18 protein-coding genes are annotated in these 18584 nt (G+C 45.9%); 2 read left to right on the top strand and 16 right to left on the bottom strand.

The genetic code is table 11. The features are described from left to right. Positions 1-81: 81 nt before the first annotated feature. From NQ095_RS16895 to NQ095_RS16920, 6 genes are all read right to left on the bottom strand, one after another. Entirely contained in the window at positions 82-594 is a 513-nt protein-coding gene (locus NQ095_RS16895) for an adenine phosphoribosyltransferase (RefSeq protein ID WP_258264612.1), read from the bottom strand. Continuing rightward, the gene (recJ, locus tag NQ095_RS16900; RefSeq protein WP_258264613.1) at positions 585-2948 is read right to left on the bottom strand and encodes a single-stranded-DNA-specific exonuclease RecJ; all 2364 of its coding nucleotides are present in this window, start codon (positions 2946-2948) and stop codon (positions 585-587) included. The genes NQ095_RS16895 and recJ overlap by 10 nt, the downstream gene beginning before the upstream one ends. 143 nt (positions 2949-3091) lie before the next feature. Beyond that, positions 3092-3427 (bottom strand): LapA family protein, encoded by a 336-nt coding sequence (locus tag NQ095_RS16905; RefSeq protein ID WP_060670796.1) that lies wholly within the window; start codon positions 3425-3427, stop codon positions 3092-3094. 15 nt (positions 3428-3442) lie between these two features. Beyond that, positions 3443-4369 (bottom strand): cation diffusion facilitator family transporter, encoded by a 927-nt coding sequence (locus NQ095_RS16910; protein WP_258264614.1) that lies wholly within the window; start codon positions 4367-4369, stop codon positions 3443-3445. Between the two features lie 104 nt (positions 4370-4473). Next, positions 4474-6738, bottom strand: coding sequence for a protein translocase subunit SecDF (gene secDF, locus NQ095_RS16915; protein ID WP_258264615.1), 2265 nt, complete (start codon positions 6736-6738; stop codon positions 4474-4476). A 131-nt stretch (positions 6739-6869) separates the two neighbouring features. Continuing rightward, positions 6870-7190, bottom strand: a complete 321-nt coding sequence (locus tag NQ095_RS16920) for a post-transcriptional regulator (RefSeq protein ID WP_258264616.1) — start codon at positions 7188-7190, stop codon at positions 6870-6872. Positions 7191-7315: 125 nt separating this feature from the next. On the opposite strand from NQ095_RS16920, the gene spoVB reads away from it, so the two are divergent. Beyond that, a complete protein-coding gene (gene spoVB / locus NQ095_RS16925) occupies positions 7316-8866 on the top strand; it encodes a stage V sporulation protein B (protein WP_258264617.1) in 1551 nt (516 codons plus the stop codon). 642 nt (positions 8867-9508) lie between these two features. Here the strand turns inward: spoVB and NQ095_RS16930 are convergent. Continuing rightward, a complete protein-coding gene (locus tag NQ095_RS16930; protein WP_258264618.1) occupies positions 9509-10180 on the bottom strand; it encodes a DUF421 domain-containing protein in 672 nt (223 codons plus the stop codon). A gap of 42 nt (positions 10181-10222) precedes the next feature. Continuing rightward, positions 10223-11518: an ArsB/NhaD family transporter gene (locus NQ095_RS16935; protein WP_258264619.1), complete on the bottom strand. Its 1296-nt coding sequence runs from the start codon at positions 11516-11518 to the stop codon at positions 10223-10225. A 160-nt stretch (positions 11519-11678) separates the two neighbouring features. On the opposite strand from NQ095_RS16935, the gene NQ095_RS16940 reads away from it, so the two are divergent. Next, positions 11679-12050 carry a TIGR04086 family membrane protein gene (locus NQ095_RS16940; protein ID WP_258264620.1) on the top strand — a complete coding sequence of 124 codons (372 nt, stop codon included), beginning with the start codon at positions 11679-11681 and terminating at the stop codon, positions 12048-12050. Between the two features lie 67 nt (positions 12051-12117). Here the strand turns inward: NQ095_RS16940 and yajC are convergent, their stop codons facing one another. The 8 genes from yajC to NQ095_RS16980 form a co-directional block, all read right to left on the bottom strand. Then, on the bottom strand, positions 12118-12390 hold the full coding sequence (gene yajC, locus NQ095_RS16945; RefSeq protein ID WP_258264621.1) for a preprotein translocase subunit YajC: 273 nt from the start codon (positions 12388-12390) through the stop codon (positions 12118-12120). Positions 12391-12432: 42 nt separating this feature from the next. Then, entirely contained in the window at positions 12433-13572 is a 1140-nt protein-coding gene (gene tgt / locus NQ095_RS16950) for a tRNA guanosine(34) transglycosylase Tgt (protein ID WP_258264622.1), read from the bottom strand. 46 nt (positions 13573-13618) lie between these two features. Beyond that, a complete protein-coding gene (queA, locus tag NQ095_RS16955) occupies positions 13619-14644 on the bottom strand; it encodes a tRNA preQ1(34) S-adenosylmethionine ribosyltransferase-isomerase QueA (RefSeq protein ID WP_258264623.1) in 1026 nt (341 codons plus the stop codon). 39 nt (positions 14645-14683) lie between these two features. After that, a complete protein-coding gene (locus NQ095_RS16960) occupies positions 14684-14890 on the bottom strand; it encodes a DUF2905 domain-containing protein (protein WP_079531786.1) in 207 nt (68 codons plus the stop codon). Continuing rightward, positions 14887-15888 (bottom strand): Holliday junction branch migration DNA helicase RuvB, encoded by a 1002-nt coding sequence (gene ruvB, locus NQ095_RS16965; protein ID WP_258264625.1) that lies wholly within the window; start codon positions 15886-15888, stop codon positions 14887-14889. Before ruvB ends, NQ095_RS16960 begins: the two co-directional genes overlap by 4 nt. A gap of 27 nt (positions 15889-15915) precedes the next feature. Further along, the gene (gene ruvA, locus NQ095_RS16970) at positions 15916-16527 is read right to left on the bottom strand and encodes a Holliday junction branch migration protein RuvA (RefSeq protein WP_258264626.1); all 612 of its coding nucleotides are present in this window, start codon (positions 16525-16527) and stop codon (positions 15916-15918) included. Positions 16528-17137: 610 nt separating this feature from the next. Further along, on the bottom strand, positions 17138-17686 hold the full coding sequence (locus NQ095_RS16975; RefSeq protein ID WP_258264627.1) for a BofC C-terminal domain-containing protein: 549 nt from the start codon (positions 17684-17686) through the stop codon (positions 17138-17140). A gap of 157 nt (positions 17687-17843) precedes the next feature. Next, entirely contained in the window at positions 17844-18581 is a 738-nt protein-coding gene (locus NQ095_RS16980; RefSeq protein ID WP_258264628.1) for a YhcN/YlaJ family sporulation lipoprotein, read from the bottom strand. Between the last annotated feature and the right edge of the window lie 3 nt (positions 18582-18584).

Consider the following 18584-nt stretch of genomic DNA (forward strand, 5'->3'; position numbering starts at 1 on the left):
TAAAAAAATAAGGGCTGACACTCTAACCAGTTGTCAGTCCCTTATTTCAGTATATCACAAAGTCAGTTTTAATAATCGAATTTAGTATTGCATTAATGTCATGATATCATAGTTCTCAAGTTTGTCGCGGCCGTCAAGGTACGTAAGTTCAATTAAGAACGCCGTTCCTGCAACGATTCCACCAAGTTCTTCCACAAGCTTGATCGTTGCTTCGATTGTTCCACCTGTAGCAAGTAAGTCATCCGTGATCAGTACACGCTGGCCGGGCTTGATTGCATCTTTATGGATCGTCAATGCATCTTTACCATACTCAAGGCCGTATTCCTTCTGGATCGTTTCACGAGGTAATTTACCAGGTTTACGAACCGGCGCAAAGCCTACACCAAGTGCATAAGCAACTGGACATCCGATGATGAATCCACGGGCTTCCGGTCCTACAACAAGGTCGATTTGCTTTTCTTTTGCATATTCGACGATTTGATCTGTCGCGTATCTATATGCATCACCATTATCCATTAAGGTCGTGATGTCTTTAAATTTAATTCCTTCTTTAGGCCAGTCCTCAACGATTGTAACATATTGTTTTAAGTCCATGCTTTTGCTTCCTCCTCAATTGTAACAGACTCTTCCATCCTTTCATTAAACCAAGTCTTCAACTCTTGATAGGAAGAATATAACAATTCGTTTTCAAGCTCGTATTGTTGTTGTTTCTTCTGATATGTTCGAGATTCTGAAAGATCTTTCTTGGTTTTCTCAGGATTGAGAGAAATAAATCCATTCACTATTGTAACAAACTTCAAATCAAAAAACACCTGTGACATGAAATCGATTGTTTCTTTTGACCAGCCTTTATATTTGGCCAGGTCATCTCCATGCTTATTGACATCGAACGATCCCCGTTTGGTTAAAAATCCATAGTACCATTTGAAATGGTCCCGGGTCGGCATCGTGCTGAAGAAATGATCTTCTTCCTGGAAGAAATGAGCATAGATGCGATGAGGACGTCCCTTCTTCAAAAGCTCTTCAAGTAAAGGCTTGGAATTCGGGAGATCCAGAAGTACAAGGCTCGCTTTCTCCGTTGATAATCCATCTAGCGTAGAGCTTTCCTCCAAGAGGATGACTTCATCTTTCGACAGGTTCAGTTTGTCCAAGGTGGATGGATGGAAACAAACCATTTTCTTATTTTCTTCAGGGATGAGTCCGTTCCATTTATGGACCTGCTTGATCCCCCGCACATCAAATAATTGCCAATGATCGATTCTCACATCATGTAAAAACACCTGTGGCTTTTTTCGATTGTTCCACTCATTTATGGATAATTCACCAATTACTGACGCATTTGAAAAAGGTGTCATGTGGTCAGCCAGTTCCCCGAGCCCAAATCCTACTCCGTCAAGTTGGACTCCTTTGTCTTCCAAAACGAGCTTCAGGTGATTCTGTGCAGATCCGATTTTTTTATAGTGCTCGATGCTCACATTATCGATGATCCACTTTGGCTTCGGATTCTTCATCCCAAAAGGTGCCAAAAGCTGGAGCTTTTCAATCGACTCCACAGAGATTTCGTCCACTGTCACGGGAGCATCGAGTTGTGTGACAGGGATGAAGTCCTCTGGTGTCAACTCCGTCCCGGCCAGTTCATTCAACCGGTTTCTCAAACTAGCTACATCGTCTAATTCAAGCGTCATGCCCGCAGCCATTGGATGGCCACCGAAGTGGGGAAGGATATCCCGGCAGGTTGAAAGGTTTTTGAATAAATCAAATCCTACGATGCTTCTTGCTGAACCTTTCGCAGTTCCTTTCTCGGAGTCATAGCTGAGCACGATGGTCGGACGGTAAAACTTATCGACCAGACGGGAAGCCACAATGCCGACCACTCCGGGATTCCAGCCTTCCTTTCCGATGACAAGTACATGGTTATCCTTCAACGGGAAGTCTCTCTCCACCATCTCGACGGCTTCCTCGGTCATTTGAGCGACAATCGCCTGTCTCTCTTTATTCAAGCCGTCAATTTCTTCCGCCAGTGCCTTCGCCTCTTCCTCATCCACCGTAAGCATGAGATCCACGGCAGGATCGGCATCACCTAAGCGGCCGACAGCATTAATCCGTGGGGCGATCATGAAGCCGACCGTCTCTTCCGTTATTTCATGCTGCTTCGCGTTGGCGATTTTGCATAAAGCTTTAATCCCCAATCGGTTTGAAGCCCGGAGCTCAGCTAGACCCCGCTTAGCCATAAGACGGTTTTCCCCTCTCAATGGGACGAGATCCGCAATCGTTCCAATCGCTGCAAGATCGAGTAAATGACTTGGCAGCTCACCATAAAGAGCATGGGCCAATTTAAAGGCCACCCCAACTCCTGCAAGCTCTCCAAATGGATACGCCACTTTTCCTACCTTAGGATGTAAGAGCGCATAAGTTTCCGGTAATTCGGGTCCAGGTTCATGGTGGTCTGTAATGATCAGGTCGATCCCGAGATCTTTCGCGAGTCTGGCTTCGTTCACGGCAGAGATTCCAGTATCAACCGTGATGATGAGCGAGAATTCCTCATCCTTAGCCCAGCGGAACGCCTCTTCATTCGGGCCGTATCCCTCACTGAAGCGATTCGGGATATAGAATTCCACCATCGCACCAAGATCTCTCAGTACCGTCATCATGACCGACGTACTGCTGACTCCATCTGCATCATAATCACCATAAACGAGAATTCTTTCCCCGTTTTCAATGGCTTTATGGATTCGTTCCGTTGCTTTTTTCATATCTTCGAATAGGAATGGATCGTGGAATGAGTCGCCTGAATCAAATAAAAAATTCCTGGCTTCTTCTACATTATCCAGATCCCTGTTTATCAATAATTTCGCTACAAGCGAAGGTACCTTTAGTTCATTCGCCAATTCTGCTATTTTATGTTCATCTGATTCTGTCAATATCCAACGTGTTTTTGAGTTTAACATACGTTCACCCCTCAGCCTTACTCATTATACAAAAGTGAGGGGGTTGTTTCAATCTTAATAAAAGGCGGGAAGGTGGGGGAATGAACTTGAATGTGGTTTGGGATACAATAAAAAACCTGGTGACAAAAGCCACCAGGTCTGTTTTACTCCCCTGCTTCCCCCACTGAATCCGGGGCACGTTTTTTCAACGGGATGTCTTCAGTCTTTTCCTTGTGCATCCCTTCTGCCTGTTCTCTCAGCAGCAGGTTTTCTTTTTCCAGGGATTTAACCCTGCGCTGGACGACGAATAATCGGAACAGCCCTACGGAACCGATGATGATACCACCCATCAAGACAGATCCGAGTATAACTAATATAAGAGGCCAGTCGGATTCCCCGAACAGATAATTGACGGTGACCGGATCGACGTTGATGACTGCGAAAATGGATACGACCAACGCAAAGAAAATACCTAATAATAAAGTCCATTGAAACTTCATGAGACTTCCCTCCCTTTAAGTTAAGTCTATTTGATCATCACTTTCTTCAGAAGCAGGATTGAATGGATTTATATGAATGAACACATCATTCACATTCGATTCTTCCAAGAGCTTCTCTTTGACTCTCTTCCCGACACGGTGACCTTCCTCTACCGTCATGTAAGGATCGACACTGATCTTCAAATCAATGATGACATAGTGACCATGTTCCCTTGCATGAAGCTCGTTGATTTCCTTCACGTCAGGGACGGACTCCACGATTTTTCGAAAAGGCAGGACATCTTCCTCATGCATCACGTGATCAAGGGTCGTATGTATGGATTCCGCCCCCAGATGCCAAGCCATCCTGAGGACAAGCAGGGAAACGAATATCCCAGCAACAGGATCCGCATAAACGAGCCAGCCGATATCGAACTTCCCTCCCAGGATGGAAGCGGAGATCCCCACCAGTGCCGCGATGGAAGAGAACACATCCGAACGATGCTCGTACGCATTCACGATTAATGCATCACTCTTTAACCTTTTACCCAACCGATATTTGTATTGAAACATTGCTTCTTTCACGATGATGGAGAAAATCACGGCATAAATCGCAATCGCTGTTGGTGGGGTGAGAGGGTGAAAAAAAGATTCAATCGATGATTTCCCGATTTCGATCCCTACTAAAAATAACAGGACGGCAACGATGATTGCCGCAATGGATTCCGCCTTTCCGTGCCCATAAGGATGATCCTGATCAGGGGGCTGCTTGGCCGCCCGTAAACCTATAAAAACGGCAAGGGATCCTGCTACATCCGATGCAGAGTGAACCGCATCTGCAATAAGCGCCCGGCTATTCCCCATGATGCCGGCCGCCCACTTTATTACCGCCAGCACAATATTGCCCACCACACCGATCATGGCAGCAAATTCCGCTTTTTTAAAACGATCCTCATGATTCATTTCGCGTCGCCTCCCTTGTAACTTCTATTAGTGTAACCCAATGCCGTAAAAAAATAAAAAAGACAGGTCCGGGAAGAAATACTTCCCGGACCTCTTGATATTCATTATACTTGCGGTTCATCCGACCACGTTTTCTTTTCTTTTACGGTCTTGATCGTTCCTTTTTTCTTCAGTTCTTTCTTCTTCATCACGAGCCATACTTGGGAAGCGATGAATACGGAAGAATACGTACCTGAGATTAACCCGACCAATAAAGCGATGGAGAAGTTACGGATGGACTCACTACCGAAGATCATGAGTGCAAGGACCGTGAACACGACTGTCAATACTGTATTGACCGAACGGCCCATCGTTTGTCTGATACTTTGGTTCACTACCTCTTCAATGTCTTTATCCGTCTTTAAACGGCGTTTTTTATGAAGATTTTCACGCAGCCTGTCGAAGGTGACGATCGTATCATTGATCGAATAACCGACAATCGTAAGGACGGCTGCAATGAACGTGATATCCACTTCGAGCCTTGTCAGACTGAAGAATGCGATGATAAAGAATGCATCATGCATAAGGGCAAGGATTGCTCCCAAAGCCATTCTCCATTCGAATCGGAGTGTTACGTATATAATGATCCCGATGGAGGCAATCACCAAAGCAATCATAGCGTTCTGCGCAAGCTCTTTCCCGATTACAGGTGAAACGGTACTGATACTTGGCTCGGCACCATAAAGCTTGTTGAAGTGATCTTTCAATTTCGCGATTTCGTCCTTATTCAGGTCATCCGTATAGCGCACGACGGCAACATTATTTTTATCGCCTGAAATGACGACATCTTCTGAAGGCAATTTAATCTCCTTCAGTTCGTCCTGAACCTGTTCCGTCTTCAAGCTTTGATCAGCGAGGATTTCCATCCGTGAACCACTGACAAAGTCGATTCCGAGATTTAATCTGAAAATGGCCAGTATGATAATCCCTGCTGTGATGAGTACTGCTGACAGGGTAAAGAATTTCTTTCGCTGTGCTGCAAAATCAAAGCGGTCAAATCGGGTAGGGAGATCCAGCGTATCGTAATTCTCCGCCAAGTCCTTGATATCGGATTTTTTGACACCGAACCAGCCCGGCTTTTTATTAAAGATACGGCTGTTCACCCAAAGGCCGAGTAATAGTCGCGAACCCCATACTGCCGTAATGAAGCTTGTCAGGATACTGACAATCAGCATCGTTGCGAACCCTTTGACCGAGCTCGTCCCATAGAAGAAGAGAACGGCCGCTGCCAGGATTGTCGTTACGTTGGCATCGAGAATCGTAAGGAAAGAAGATTTATTCCCTGCCTGGAAGGCCGAGCGTATCGGCTTCCCGACACGCATCTCCTCTTTGATCCGTTCATACGTGATGATATTGGCATCGACGGCCATACCCACACCCAGGATAAGGGCTGCGATTCCCGGCAGGGTAAGGACCCCGTTCATCATATCGAAAATTAACAGTATCAAGTAAATATAAACAGAAAGGGTGATCGTGGCGATCAATCCAGGGAAACGGTAGTACGCAATCATGAATAAGAAAATGATGGCAATCCCGATGATTCCCGCAGTCACTGTCTTATCCAGTGCCTGCTGACCGAACTTTGCTCCCACGGATGTTGAATATTTCTCATCCAGTTTGACCGGAAGTGCCCCGGCATTTAAGAGGGACGCAAGATTCTGGGCACGCTCAACCGTGAAATTCCCTTCGATGATGACTTCATCCGAGTTGATTGGCTTTCTTACCGCCGGGTCGGAGATGAATTTCGGGTCTTCCTTCCCTACTTCAGCTTGGTAAGAATCTTTTCCTTCCTCGAAATCCAGCCAAATCACAAGCTGGTTCTGTGGAGCCATAGCAGAAATGTCTTTCGTTAATTCATAGAATTTCGAACGATCTTTCAATTTTAATGAAACGATTGGATTATTTTTATCATCAAACGTTTGTTTCGCAGATCCCGACTCAAGATCCGATCCGTCCAGACGGACTTTATCGTTCACGTCGCGGAACGTCAAATTGGCTTGAGTGGAGAGGATTTCCCTTGCTTCGTTCTGGTCCTCGACACCAGCTAATTGAACACGGATGCGGTTCCCGTCTTCGATTTGGATATTCGGTTCACTGACACCCAATACGTTAATACGCCTGTCCAGTGCATCGGCTGTATTGGCGACGGTTTCTTTCGTGATTTCCTGGCCTTTTTTGATCGGCTGAACTTCATAAAGAACTTCAAATCCGCCCTGCAGGTCCAATCCCAGTTTAATATTATCTACAATACTCTTCGCTGTTCCTCCCATAGTACCTGCAAGCAATACTACAAGTATAAAGAAGGCAATGATTCGGCCACGCTTTACCATTATGTATAGATCCTCCTTGCCGTTTTAAAAAACCATTCGAACTATGTGTTTCAAAAAGTAATATAATTCCTAAATTCTTCGGGCATTCTCATTATCTATGAGAAAGAAATGACTGTCAATTTCTTTTCGGGCTATTTTCCATTCTTATTCGGGCGAAGAAGCTCGTTCAACTCGTCTTCATTCACTTCTTCAAACCAATTGGGAGATCTGTACGCTTCAATTGTTTCAAAGCTCATATACTCTCCGGGTTTGACCGTCAACACATCACTCACTAACTGAAAGAACTTTACATCCACTTCAGGTTTCTTCCATTTCTTCTTCGTTAAATAGGACCATAGGCTGTCAGCGTCTGCCTTACCATATCCAAGAATTTCAAATTCTTCTACTTTGCTTACAAGCGCTGGTACTAATGATTCATAATAACGATCGTAAGGATGCTGATTTTTCTTCATTCCCCGTCCACCCCATTTGGGCTATATTCAGCCCGAATTGTTCACTACTTGTCATGCTTTGTCCACCCTGATGCATATACATCATTGTAAACGATAATACCAATTTTGAGAAGGCAGGGAATTTTATGTCAAAATTTCTGAAAGGCACCATGATCTTAATGATGGCGGCCTTTATAACTAGAATATTAGGGTTCGTGAACCGCATCGTCGTCGCCAGATTCATCGGAGAAGAAGGCGTCGGCCTGTTTATGATGGCTTTCCCTACCCTCATACTCGTCATCACCATCACTCAACTGGGGCTCCCTGTCGCAATCTCTAAAAATGTTGCCGAAGCAGAGTCAAAGGGGGATATCCGGAAGGTGAAAAAAATACTGGTGGTCTCCCTTTCCATCACCATGGGGCTATCCCTCATCTTCACCCCGGCTCTCATCCTTCTCGCCCCCTATTTAACAGACGTCTTATTTACGGATGATCGGATTTACTATCCATTGGTGGCCATCGCCCCGATCATTCCGATCGTTGCGATTTCTTCAGTGATCCGCGGCTATTTCCAGGGAAGGCAGAACATGAAGCCTTCCGCTTATTCACAGGTCATCGAACAGGTTGTACGGATTACCCTGATTGCCGTATTGACCAAAACCTTCCTTCCTTACGGGATTGAATACGCAGCAGCCGCTGCCATGGTGGCGTCTGTTCTCGGGGAACTCGCTTCCCTCCTTTATTTATTCGCAAGCTTTAAAGTAAAGAAGAAGTTCAAGATCAGGCGCAACTTCTTCAGCTCGATCAGGAATGGACGGGAAACCTTTAATGAGCTCATGAGTGTGGCCCTGCCGGCGACAGGCAGCAGGATGATCGGATCAATCGCATGGTTTTTTGAACCGATCGTGGTGGCAAACAGCCTTGCCCTCGCCGGAGTGGCAGCTGGTATGGCAACGAAACAGTATGGTTCCTTGACAGGATACGCCCTTCCCCTCCTGTTCCTGCCATCATTCGTGACCCTGTCATTATCACAATCTCTTGTCCCGGCCATCAGCGAAGCCAACTCTCAAAAAAATTTCGGTTTGATTGAACACCGGCTTCAACAGGCCCTGAGGTTCTGTTTGATCACCGGGGGGATTTCCGTTGTCATCCTCTACGTTTACGCAAAGCCGCTCATGCAGGTCATGTATGGGAATGAAAACGGGGCAGGCTTCTTGATGATCATGGCACCATTCTTTTTGTTTTATTACTATCAGGGGCCATTGCAGGCCGTGCTCCAGGCGTTGAATCTGGCAAGGGCCGCCATGATCAACAGTCTGATAGGTGCTGTGGTGAAGACCGGGGTCATCCTTGTCCTCGCTTCACAGCCGGCTTTTGGCATCAATGGTGCTGCTCTCGGGATCGTCACCGGGTTCCTGCTCGTGACCCTGCTTCATTTCATGACCATCCTGAAATATATTCCGATGACGATCTATGCCAGGGATTACGTAAAGACGGTCTTAGTCCTGTTGATGACCGGCGTATGGGGACACTTTTCTTATCTTTATTTATTCGAAGGTCAGTCCACCGTATTCCGATTGCTATTCGGGGTCATGACTTCAACGGCTCTCTACACCGTGCTCTCCATCTCCCTCAAGCTCATCGTGAAAACCGACCTTGCCAGGATCCCACTCATCCGGCGATTCATCACTCGATAGTCTTCCCAATAAAAAATACTCCTTAACATTTTGTTGAGGAGTATTTTTATTGGAGTCCTTTTCGTTATCGGTATTGCTTTATTTTCCAGAAGTAAGCAACAAGTCGGTTTCCGCTCCAGGATGCTCGCTTCTCGCGGGGCTGGCGGTGAGCCCCTCGAGGTCATAAGCTAAATGGTCCAATAAGGTAAAAAGCGCCTTCTTAGCCCATTTAGCTTATGCTTGTCGGGGCTGATCATGCCGCTTCCGCTTTTCGGACTGTCCAGCAATTCCCGCAGGAGTCGAGCATCCTTCCGCTCCAATCAACTTACTGAGCATGTATCCTTTCATAGAAATTTAAAAGGACAAAAAGGTTAGCAAACAACCTCATAAAATTCAAAAAGATTTTTTCAAATTACTAAAAAATAAAATATCGTTAAAAGCTTCTCTTTTGTAGAGCTGAAAACTCAAATAAGATCCTATAAGGAATGACGCTTGTAATAGCATAGAGTGGATTGTAGCGGAAGGCACTTGACTCCTGCGGGAAATAGAGGAAAGGTTGAGACCCCGCAGGGCAAAGCCCGAAGAGGCTCAACTTCCTCCCCGGGGGAATCTTGTGCCTGGAGCGGAAAGGAACGGTCCATTTATTAGGATGACTTCCCAAGATTATTGGTTTTTTTCATCAATATAAAATTGCCCGTTTTGGAAGCTGCAGAAGGAGATTTCCTGTACGTTTTTGAATCCGCGTTCTCTCAGTTCTTTCCGTAACCAGAAGGATGTTTTTCCGATCATATCGAGATGGGTGGTTTGGACCTGGCCATCGAGGATCAGCGGCAGTGTCAGGGAATGCGGAGTCTTTTTATCTTTCTGCAGGACAGATAGTTTCCCGGATGGCTCTAAAATCGCAAATTCAACATCTGCCACATTGAAGATATCTTTTTCTCGTAATTGAAGAAGTAAATCATCATAATTATAACGCTGTTTCTTCATGGCTTTGTCATCGATTTTCCCATTATGGATAATGACGGTGGGTTTTCCGTCCAATAATTCCCGGAAAGACTTAGACCTGAGGGAAAACCATGCAAACAGGATCTGGACGAGTACGATGATCCCCATTGGCAGCACTGTATGAATGATGGGATCTTCCGGTTCTTCGATGGCCATGACCGCCATCTCGGCAATCATCATGAATACGACCAGATCCAGGATGCTCAGTTCCCCGATTTCCCTTTTACCCATGATTCTAAAAATGAAAATGATCATAACATAAAGAAAAAGTGTGCGTAAAATGATGATGAAATATTCCTCCACTACTTTTCCCTCCCATACATATGTCATTATGTAGTATCGACAGAAGGAGAAAATAAATCGGAGGAATTTTTATCCACCCATAAACGGCCGGATGTATTTTAAATATACGTATATGGTGGAAACAGCTAGGGAGATAACGGTGATTGGAACACCAATCAGTAAGTACTGATGAAATTTGATCTGTACATTTTCCTTCGACGCAAGTCCGGCAATCACCAGATTGGAAGAAGAGCCGAGAAGTGTACCATTCCCACCAAGGCATGCACCCAGGGCCAATGACCACCATAAGGGATCCATATTGACCATCCCGAATTCACCGAATTCCTGAATAACGGGGATCATGGCGGCCACAAACGGAATATTATCGACTACAGCTGACAATAAGCCTGTTCCCCACAGTATCACAAAGGCCGTTTTCTTCATATCCCCATCCGTCGCCCGCAAAATTTCACGTGCGATTTCATCTATGAATCCTGCCTCTTCAATCCCTCCGACCAGGAGGAATAAGCCCATAAAGAAAAAGAGCGTCCCCCATTCCACTTCTCTCAAAATCTTTTCCGGTGGATAAATCTTCTCGAGGAGCAGCATAAGGAGAACCGCACCGGCAAGGGATACCGTCGTCACATCAAGATGGAACACCGGATATACGGAAAAGCCGACCAATACGAGGGCAAGGACAAACAGAGACTGAAAGAGTCCATTGTCCCTCTTTAAATATTCATCGGGCTTGATCCCTTTCAGAAGCAGTTTCCTGTCTTCTTTCACGTGCAGGACTTCCTTATAAATCACACACATGATCAACAACGTCACTACGTAAACCACCAGCACGACAGGTAACAGATTTTCAATGAAGGCATTGAATGTAAAGTGCTTTACTGCCTGGCCGATCATCATGTTAGGAGGGTCACCTATGAGGGTTGCCGTCCCGCCGATGTTACAAGCCAGGATCGTCATGATTAAGTAGGGGATGGGCGGAAGTTCAAGGAGCCTGGTCAATTTGAACAAAATCGGAACTAACAACATAGCGATCGTCACGTTCGCTAAAAACGCGGAACCCACCGCCGCCAGGGAGGAAAATAGGACCAGGAGCGAAAGCCCGTTCCCGTTCACCGATTGAGCGATCCGAATGGCAATGTACTCAAATATCCCCGTTTTGCTTGTAATGGTGACAATCAGCATCATGGAAAACAGAAGCGTGATGGTTTTCCAGTCAATATACGTAAATAGCGCCTTCTCGATTGGGAAAGCCCCGATCAGGAGCATGGCAACCCCACCGGCCATGGCAGCAAGGACACGATTCCATTTCTCAGTCATCAATAGGATGTAAACCGAAACGAACACAATCAATACCATCATCGGAGACATGATCACTGGCCCTCCTTCTCCAGGAAGTTTCATACTAGTCTATGAGGCTTGACCACAGAAAATTTCTAGTCTTTTTTACTATTGATATGAATATGCTTGTACTAATACGGAATAAAATTATCGATTTAGAAGGGAGAGGACCGTCATCGAAGCGAAAAAAATGGGTGGTGCCGTCCTTTACGGGACGACCACCATATTTGTCATAGCGATTGCCGCAAGCCTATTATTTTCATTGTTGCTCCGGTTTACCGAACTTACTGAAAGCTCCATCACAATGTTTGTCACGATCATTTCATTTCTATCTTTGTTTGTTGGTGGATTTATGTCTGGTGGTAAAGGAAAGACAAAAGGCTGGGTGCTTGGAGGGTCGACAGGACTCATTTACACCCTCGTCATTTTCTTGTTTCAATACCTCGGGTTCGATAGTCTGTTTTCAATGGAACAGCTGATCTATCACGGCTGCTATATCCTGACGGCCATGATGGGGGGAATCCTTGGAGTAAACATGAGTGGCGGTCCCAGGGAGAGCTAGTCCATCACATAATAAAAAAGGGTCCCTCTTCCACGTGCCTTGGCACATGGAGAGAAACCCTTTTTTATTATACCTGCTCTGTTTTGATGACTTCCCTGATCGCATTACGATCATATGTAAGACGGCTGCCGTCACCACAAAGGATGACTACTTTACCTTCTTCGATGGCATCGATCGATCCGTGTAAACCGCCAATCGTGATGATTCTATCACCTTTCGCAAGCTCATTTTGCATTTTAGAGACTGCTTTTTGACGCTTTTGCTGAGGACGGATCAGTAAAAAGTAAAACAGAACGAACATTAATATCAAAGGTAGTATTGTTCCTAAACTTCCTCCCATTCTTTTTCCCCTCCTTTCAATACATTATTTATTTTATGCTTTTTAGAAGTTCTTCGCATCAGGACGGTTGAAGCCGTACTGCTCGAAAAATTCTTCCCTAAAGTCTCCTAGACGATCTTCACGAATCGCTTGTCTGACTTGCTCCATCAATTTTAACAGAAAATGAAGGTTATGATAAGTCGTAAGGCGAATTCCGAACGTTTCGTCACATTTGATCAAGTGACGGATATAGGCACGGCTATAATTTTTACACGTATAGCAGTCGCAATTCTCATCGATCGGACGGAAATCCCTTGCAAACTTAGCGTTTTTCACGACCAGACGGCCTTCACTTGTCATAAGCGTTCCGTTACGGGCGATACGGGTTGGAAGGACACAATCAAACATGTCGATTCCGCGCATCGAACCATCGATCAGTGAATCCGGCGATCCGACACCCATCAAGTAACGAGGCTTATCGGACGGAAGATGCGGCGTCGTGAAATCAAGAACGCGATTCATCACGTCCTTAGGCTCCCCTACAGAAAGTCCACCGACGGCATATCCAGGGAAATCCATGGATACCAGGTCACGGGCACTTTGCTTACGAAGCTCTTCGTATTCTCCTCCCTGGACGATACCGAATAATCCTTGATCCTGTGGGCGCTCGTGGGCTTTCAGACACCGTTCTGCCCATCGCGTGGTACGTTCTACAGAACTCTTCATATATTCATATTCGGCAGGATACGGTGGACATTCATCAAATGCCATCATGATATCAGAACCAAGGGCATTCTGGATCTCCATCGCTTTCTCAGGGCTGAGGAAAAGTTTATCCCCGTTCAAGTGATGACGGAAATGGACACCTTCCTCCTCAATCTGGCGCAGCTTACTCAAGCTGAACACCTGGAAGCCGCCTGAATCTGTCAGGATGGCGCGATCCCAGTTCATGAATTTATGAAGGCCGCCAGCTTCCCTTATAATCTCATGGCCGGGACGCAACCATAAATGATACGTATTACTGAGGATGATGCCGGATCCCATGGATTTCAGATCCTCCGGAGACATCGTCTTTACAGTAGCCATGGTGCCTACCGGCATGAAGGCAGGGGTTTCGAATGAACCGTGTGGCGTATGGACGCGGCCGAGTCTTGCACCGGTTTGTTTACATGTTTTAATCAATTCGTATGTTATTGCAGTCAACTTGGGAATTCTCCTTCCAATTTCCATTGGGTTTTACAATCATTTATCATTTAATCAACATCGCATCTCCAAAGCTGAAGAAGCGGTACTTCTCTTTAACGGCGGTTTCATAGGCATGCATCACATTGTCCTGCCCCGCAAAGGCGCTGACCAGCATGATCAGGGTCGACTTCGGTAAGTGGAAATTGGTGATCAACCCATCAATCCCTTTAAACTCATAGCCTGGATAAATGAAAATATTCGTCCATCCATTCTCTTCAACAAACGTCCCATGCTTGGATGCAATGGATTCAAGTGTGCGGGTGGAGGTTGTTCCGACCGTTATGATCTTGCCGCCATTTGCCCTCACCTCATTTAAGAGGCGGGCGGTCCCTTCAGATACCTGATAGAACTCGGCATGCATGTCGTGATCCTCAATCGTCTCGACGGAAACCGGCCTGAACGTCCCGAGTCCCACATGAAGGGTGATGAAAGCGATGTGTACTCCTTTTTCCTTCAACTCATCCAACAGTTCTTCCGTAAAGTGGAGTCCTGCAGTCGGAGCAGCCGCTGAGCCCCTTTCCCTGGCAAACACCGTCTGGTAGCGGTCCTGTTCGTCCAATCGTTCACGAATGTACGGCGGCAGCGGCATTTCACCCAATTCATCCAATACTTCGTAAAAAATCCCTTCATATCTGAATTCAAGGATCCTCCCACCGTGATCCTTCAAGTCGACACAGGTTGCCCTTAATTTGCCGTCACCGAAAACGATTTCCGTTCCGACACGGATCCGTTTTGCCGGCTTCACAAGCGTCTCCCACTTGTCTCCGTCTTCCTGTTTCAGAAGGAGCACTTCAATATTGGCACCTGTATCTTCTTTTTGTCCATAAAGACGTGCCGGCAGTACTCTTGTATCATTCAGCACGAGACAATCCCCTTCTTGTAGGTACTCCGTGATCTGTTTGAAACGGATATGATCCATGGAACCATCTTCTTTATCCAATACCATCAGCCTGCTCCCGGAACGATTCTCAAGAGGAGTCTGGGCAATCAGTTCTTCCGGTAAATGAAAATCAAAATCTTCTACTTTCACAGTTCGTCACCTGGCTTATGTAAATCTCACTCATGAATCCTATTTAAATCTCCCGATGAAATAAAAGACAACGGAAAGTATAACACTTATCAGAATAGAAGTCATAAGTGGAAAATAAAATGTCGCATTTTCTTTTTTGATGATGATGTCACCCGGCAGCTTCCCTATTTTGATGAATTGCATAAGGAAACCGATCACAAGGATGATCGCGCCGATGATCATGACTAATTTAGGCAGCCCTGTCAATGGTCAGGCACCTCCAGTTGGAAATGGTCATACACAAGATGGGTGACGATCCTCCCTCTCGGCGTCCGCTGGATGAATCCAATCTGCAAAAGGTATGGCTCGTACACATCTTCAATCGTATGGGACTCCTCGCCGATGCTCGCGGCAATCGTATCGAGTCCCACTGGTCCACCCCTGAAGCGCTCGATGATCCCTTTAAGGAGCTTATGGTCGATATGATCGAGACCGAGTTTATCGACCTGAAGAAGCTCAAGGGCTTCCCGTGAAAGGGTTGTGGTAATATCCCCATTCCCCTTCACCTGGGCAAAATCCCTTACCCTCCTGAGTAGCCGATTGGCTATACGAGGGGTCCCTCTTGATCTCCGCGCCAATTCTTCAGAAGCCGTCGCTTCGATTTTCGTGTTCAAAATCGCAGCGGTCCGCTGCACGATTTCATTCAACTGTTCTTCATTATAATATTCCAATCGGCATAAAACACCAAATCGATCCCGCAGAGGAGCCGATAATGCACCGGCACGGGTCGTCGCCCCCACCAGAGTGAAAGGCGGAAGATCCAAACGGACAGACCGGGCACTGGGACCATTGCCGATGACAATATCCAAACAGAAATCTTCCATTGCCGGATAAAGAACCTCTTCAATCGCCCGGGGCAGCCGGTGGATTTCATCGATGAACAATACGTCACCCGGCTCGAGTGCCGTAAGGACGGCGGCCAGATCTCCCGGTCTCTCGATCGCCGGTCCTGAGGTCGTGCGCATGTTCACACCCATCTCATTGGCAATGACGGCGGCCAGGGTCGTTTTCCCTAATCCCGGCGGCCCGTAAAGGAGGACATGATCCAGGGTCTCCTGTCTCATCTTTGCCGCTTCGATGAAAACCTCAAGATTATGCTTTACCTTATCTTGCCCAATATATTGTTTTATTGTCTGTGGTCGCAAGGAATATTCAAAGGAATCTTCATTTAATTCTGATTCACCTGATACGATTCTGTCTTCCATTTAGACTTCCTCCTTTCATAGCAGTCCTTATTTCAAGAGAAGTTGAAGGGCTTTCCTGATGATTTCATCTGACGTATGCCCTTCCCCTTTCAGTTTAGGGGTGATTTTCTTAATTTCACGTTCAGAATAGCCAAGGGCTTTAAGGGCAAGGATGGCTTCATCAAATGCCTCATCCTTTCCATGGGATACTTCCGCCTCCTCATGATCCGAGAACAGGCTAGGGAAATAATCAGGCACAACATCCTGGAGCTTCCCTTTTAAATCCAAGATCATCTGACGGGCCGTCTTCTTCCCGACACCCGGGAATTTCGTCAGGAAACTTTCATTCTCTTCTTCAATGGCAGTGATCACCTGCTGCGGGGCGCCTGATGCCAGTATCGCCAAGGCTCCCTTCGGCCCGATCCCCGAAACATTTAATAGTTTCATAAAGAGCAGCTTCTCTTCGATGGCAAGAAACCCGTAAAGGGCAATAAGATCTTCCCTTACATGCTGATATGTAAAAATCTGAATCTCCTGATTTTGATATTTTGAATACACAAATGGATTCGCCGTATATAACTGATACCCGATTCCATTATTCTCCACCACAACATACTCGGGACCCACTTGACTGACTGTCCCCTTTATATATTCATACATTCCATTCTCTCCCCATATATACCACTACTTGGTCTTTCATCTTTCATCCATATTCAAAAGACTATTTTGGCAAAGATTGTTGTTTTTGATTATAAGATCTGCCTGTGCTCTGTCAATTAGAGTGCGCTGGATGGTGAGGGGAACCGCTTCGCTTTCCGGCGGACGAACGGCAGAGCCTCCTCAGCTTAGCCGAACGGGGTCTCGGCACGCCCGTTTTTCCGCAGGACTCTTCGCAGTTCCCCTCACCATCTTTCAAGAGATTTTTCGTGACAGAGCTAAAAAGTCTTTTTCAAATGAAAATATCCTCTTCCCACCCTAAAAGAGTTTTTTCTAAATTCTTTTGGGAATTCCTTCTTTAAAGAACATATGCTTAGACAGTTGATTGGAGCGGAAATCAACTACTACTTGCTCCTCTAGATATCAATAAACCTTACGAAAAGAACTTATTCAAAAAAACATATAAAATCTATTGTATCATATCACTATTTGATGGGATGGGAAAGGAAGACCAAAGAGAAACACCTGTTCTAATTTTATCAAAGAATGTGGGTATTGGGCAGAGGATTCTATAAATAAAAAAACCAGTGGCATATGCACTGGTTTTTCGCTGTTATTTAGGTACGGAATAGGGTTTATATTGTTCAAGTACCTCTTCGTACTCCTGCTTCGACTTAATGGGGATGCCTTTGACGAGATCATCGTGACGCTTACTCTCAAGCTTCCCTACATCAATCTGGAAGAAGGATTGAATGATTTCCGCCTGTCCGGGTCTGCCGTTAAAGATGGACAGGACACCCTTATCCGATATGCCGAAATAGCCATTGGTCTTGAGGAGTGGGGAAATATCATCCATCCTCTTCTGGAACACGACTTGTTCTTCCGTCATATCCATCAGCTGCCAGTCTTCATACGCAGCCCAGAAGTCTTCCATGCTCCAAATCGTTTCCTGCACGATTTCCTCACTCACTTCCCCGTCCAGATACACGCGTTCCAATATGACCGTGACCGTATGGGCGGACGCAACCTCAGCAGGGGTTTCGTTCAGCATCTCCAGGGAACTGCCGTCTGCAGCCTGTTTCTCCTCTGTATAAAAAAACGTGAAATAAAACGCACCGATTAACAACATCACCATAAACACGATTCGAACCTTCATCGTCATCGTGATCACCTCGAACTTGATTTATGTAACACTCTATCCACTAGTCTTACCAAAGCCTGTTGAGAATATCCAACCTGCCCCAAATTTTTCAGGGACGGACCTCCCCCACAAAAAAAGACTACCCAAGAGCGTTCACTCTTTAAGTAGTCCATCCTTGTTATCGGTTGATGCGGTCCTTCACTGACCGGAACATATCGTGCATGTCGAAATTGATGGCGTCCCTTGGACCGCCGTCACGTAAATCATTATCAATGTTTCTCACCCGGCTGAATGTTCCCTCATCTGTCACCACAGAAACCGTTCTTCCATGGAGATAGGGCTGTACTGCTTCTTTCACACGGGTTTTTGTTTCCTCGGCTTTACTATGGTCATCCACTTCTATAGCGATGAGGACATCTGAACCATAGGCGACGGCACGCACATCACTGACATTCTTGACATTGCCTGTCACGTCCCCTATCTTCTCAGCAAGATCTCCTTCATATGCTGTATAATACGATCTTCTTGCATCACGGGTATTATCATCAAGATGACCATGATAATTGGCATCTCCGTGGCTTGCTCGGCCATCCCTTGCTAAGAAATTCTCATCATAATTGGCAAGCGGACGTGAAGGATTCTTTGGATTTCCGTTCTCATCCCTCACTTGGAGGAACTGGCGCTTCTTCTGACGGATATCCTGACCCTCTTTACCAACAGAATGATCATACATTTCAGTGAGAGGTCCATCCCTCTCGTCACGGTTGTCTCCCCCGTGTCCATCGTTGGAGTAGAAGCCGAGTGGTTCGTAGGAGTCTGAATAGCGGTCTTGAGCTTTTTCTTCTCCGCTATTACATGCAGCAAGACCCAGGGTCATGACGGCTGTTAATGGTACCATGAATAATCGTTTATTCAAGTT

The sequence above is a fragment of the Rossellomorea sp. SC111 genome, from assembly GCF_024733565.1.
In the GTDB taxonomy this organism is placed as follows: domain Bacteria; phylum Bacillota; class Bacilli; order Bacillales; family Bacillaceae_B; genus Rossellomorea.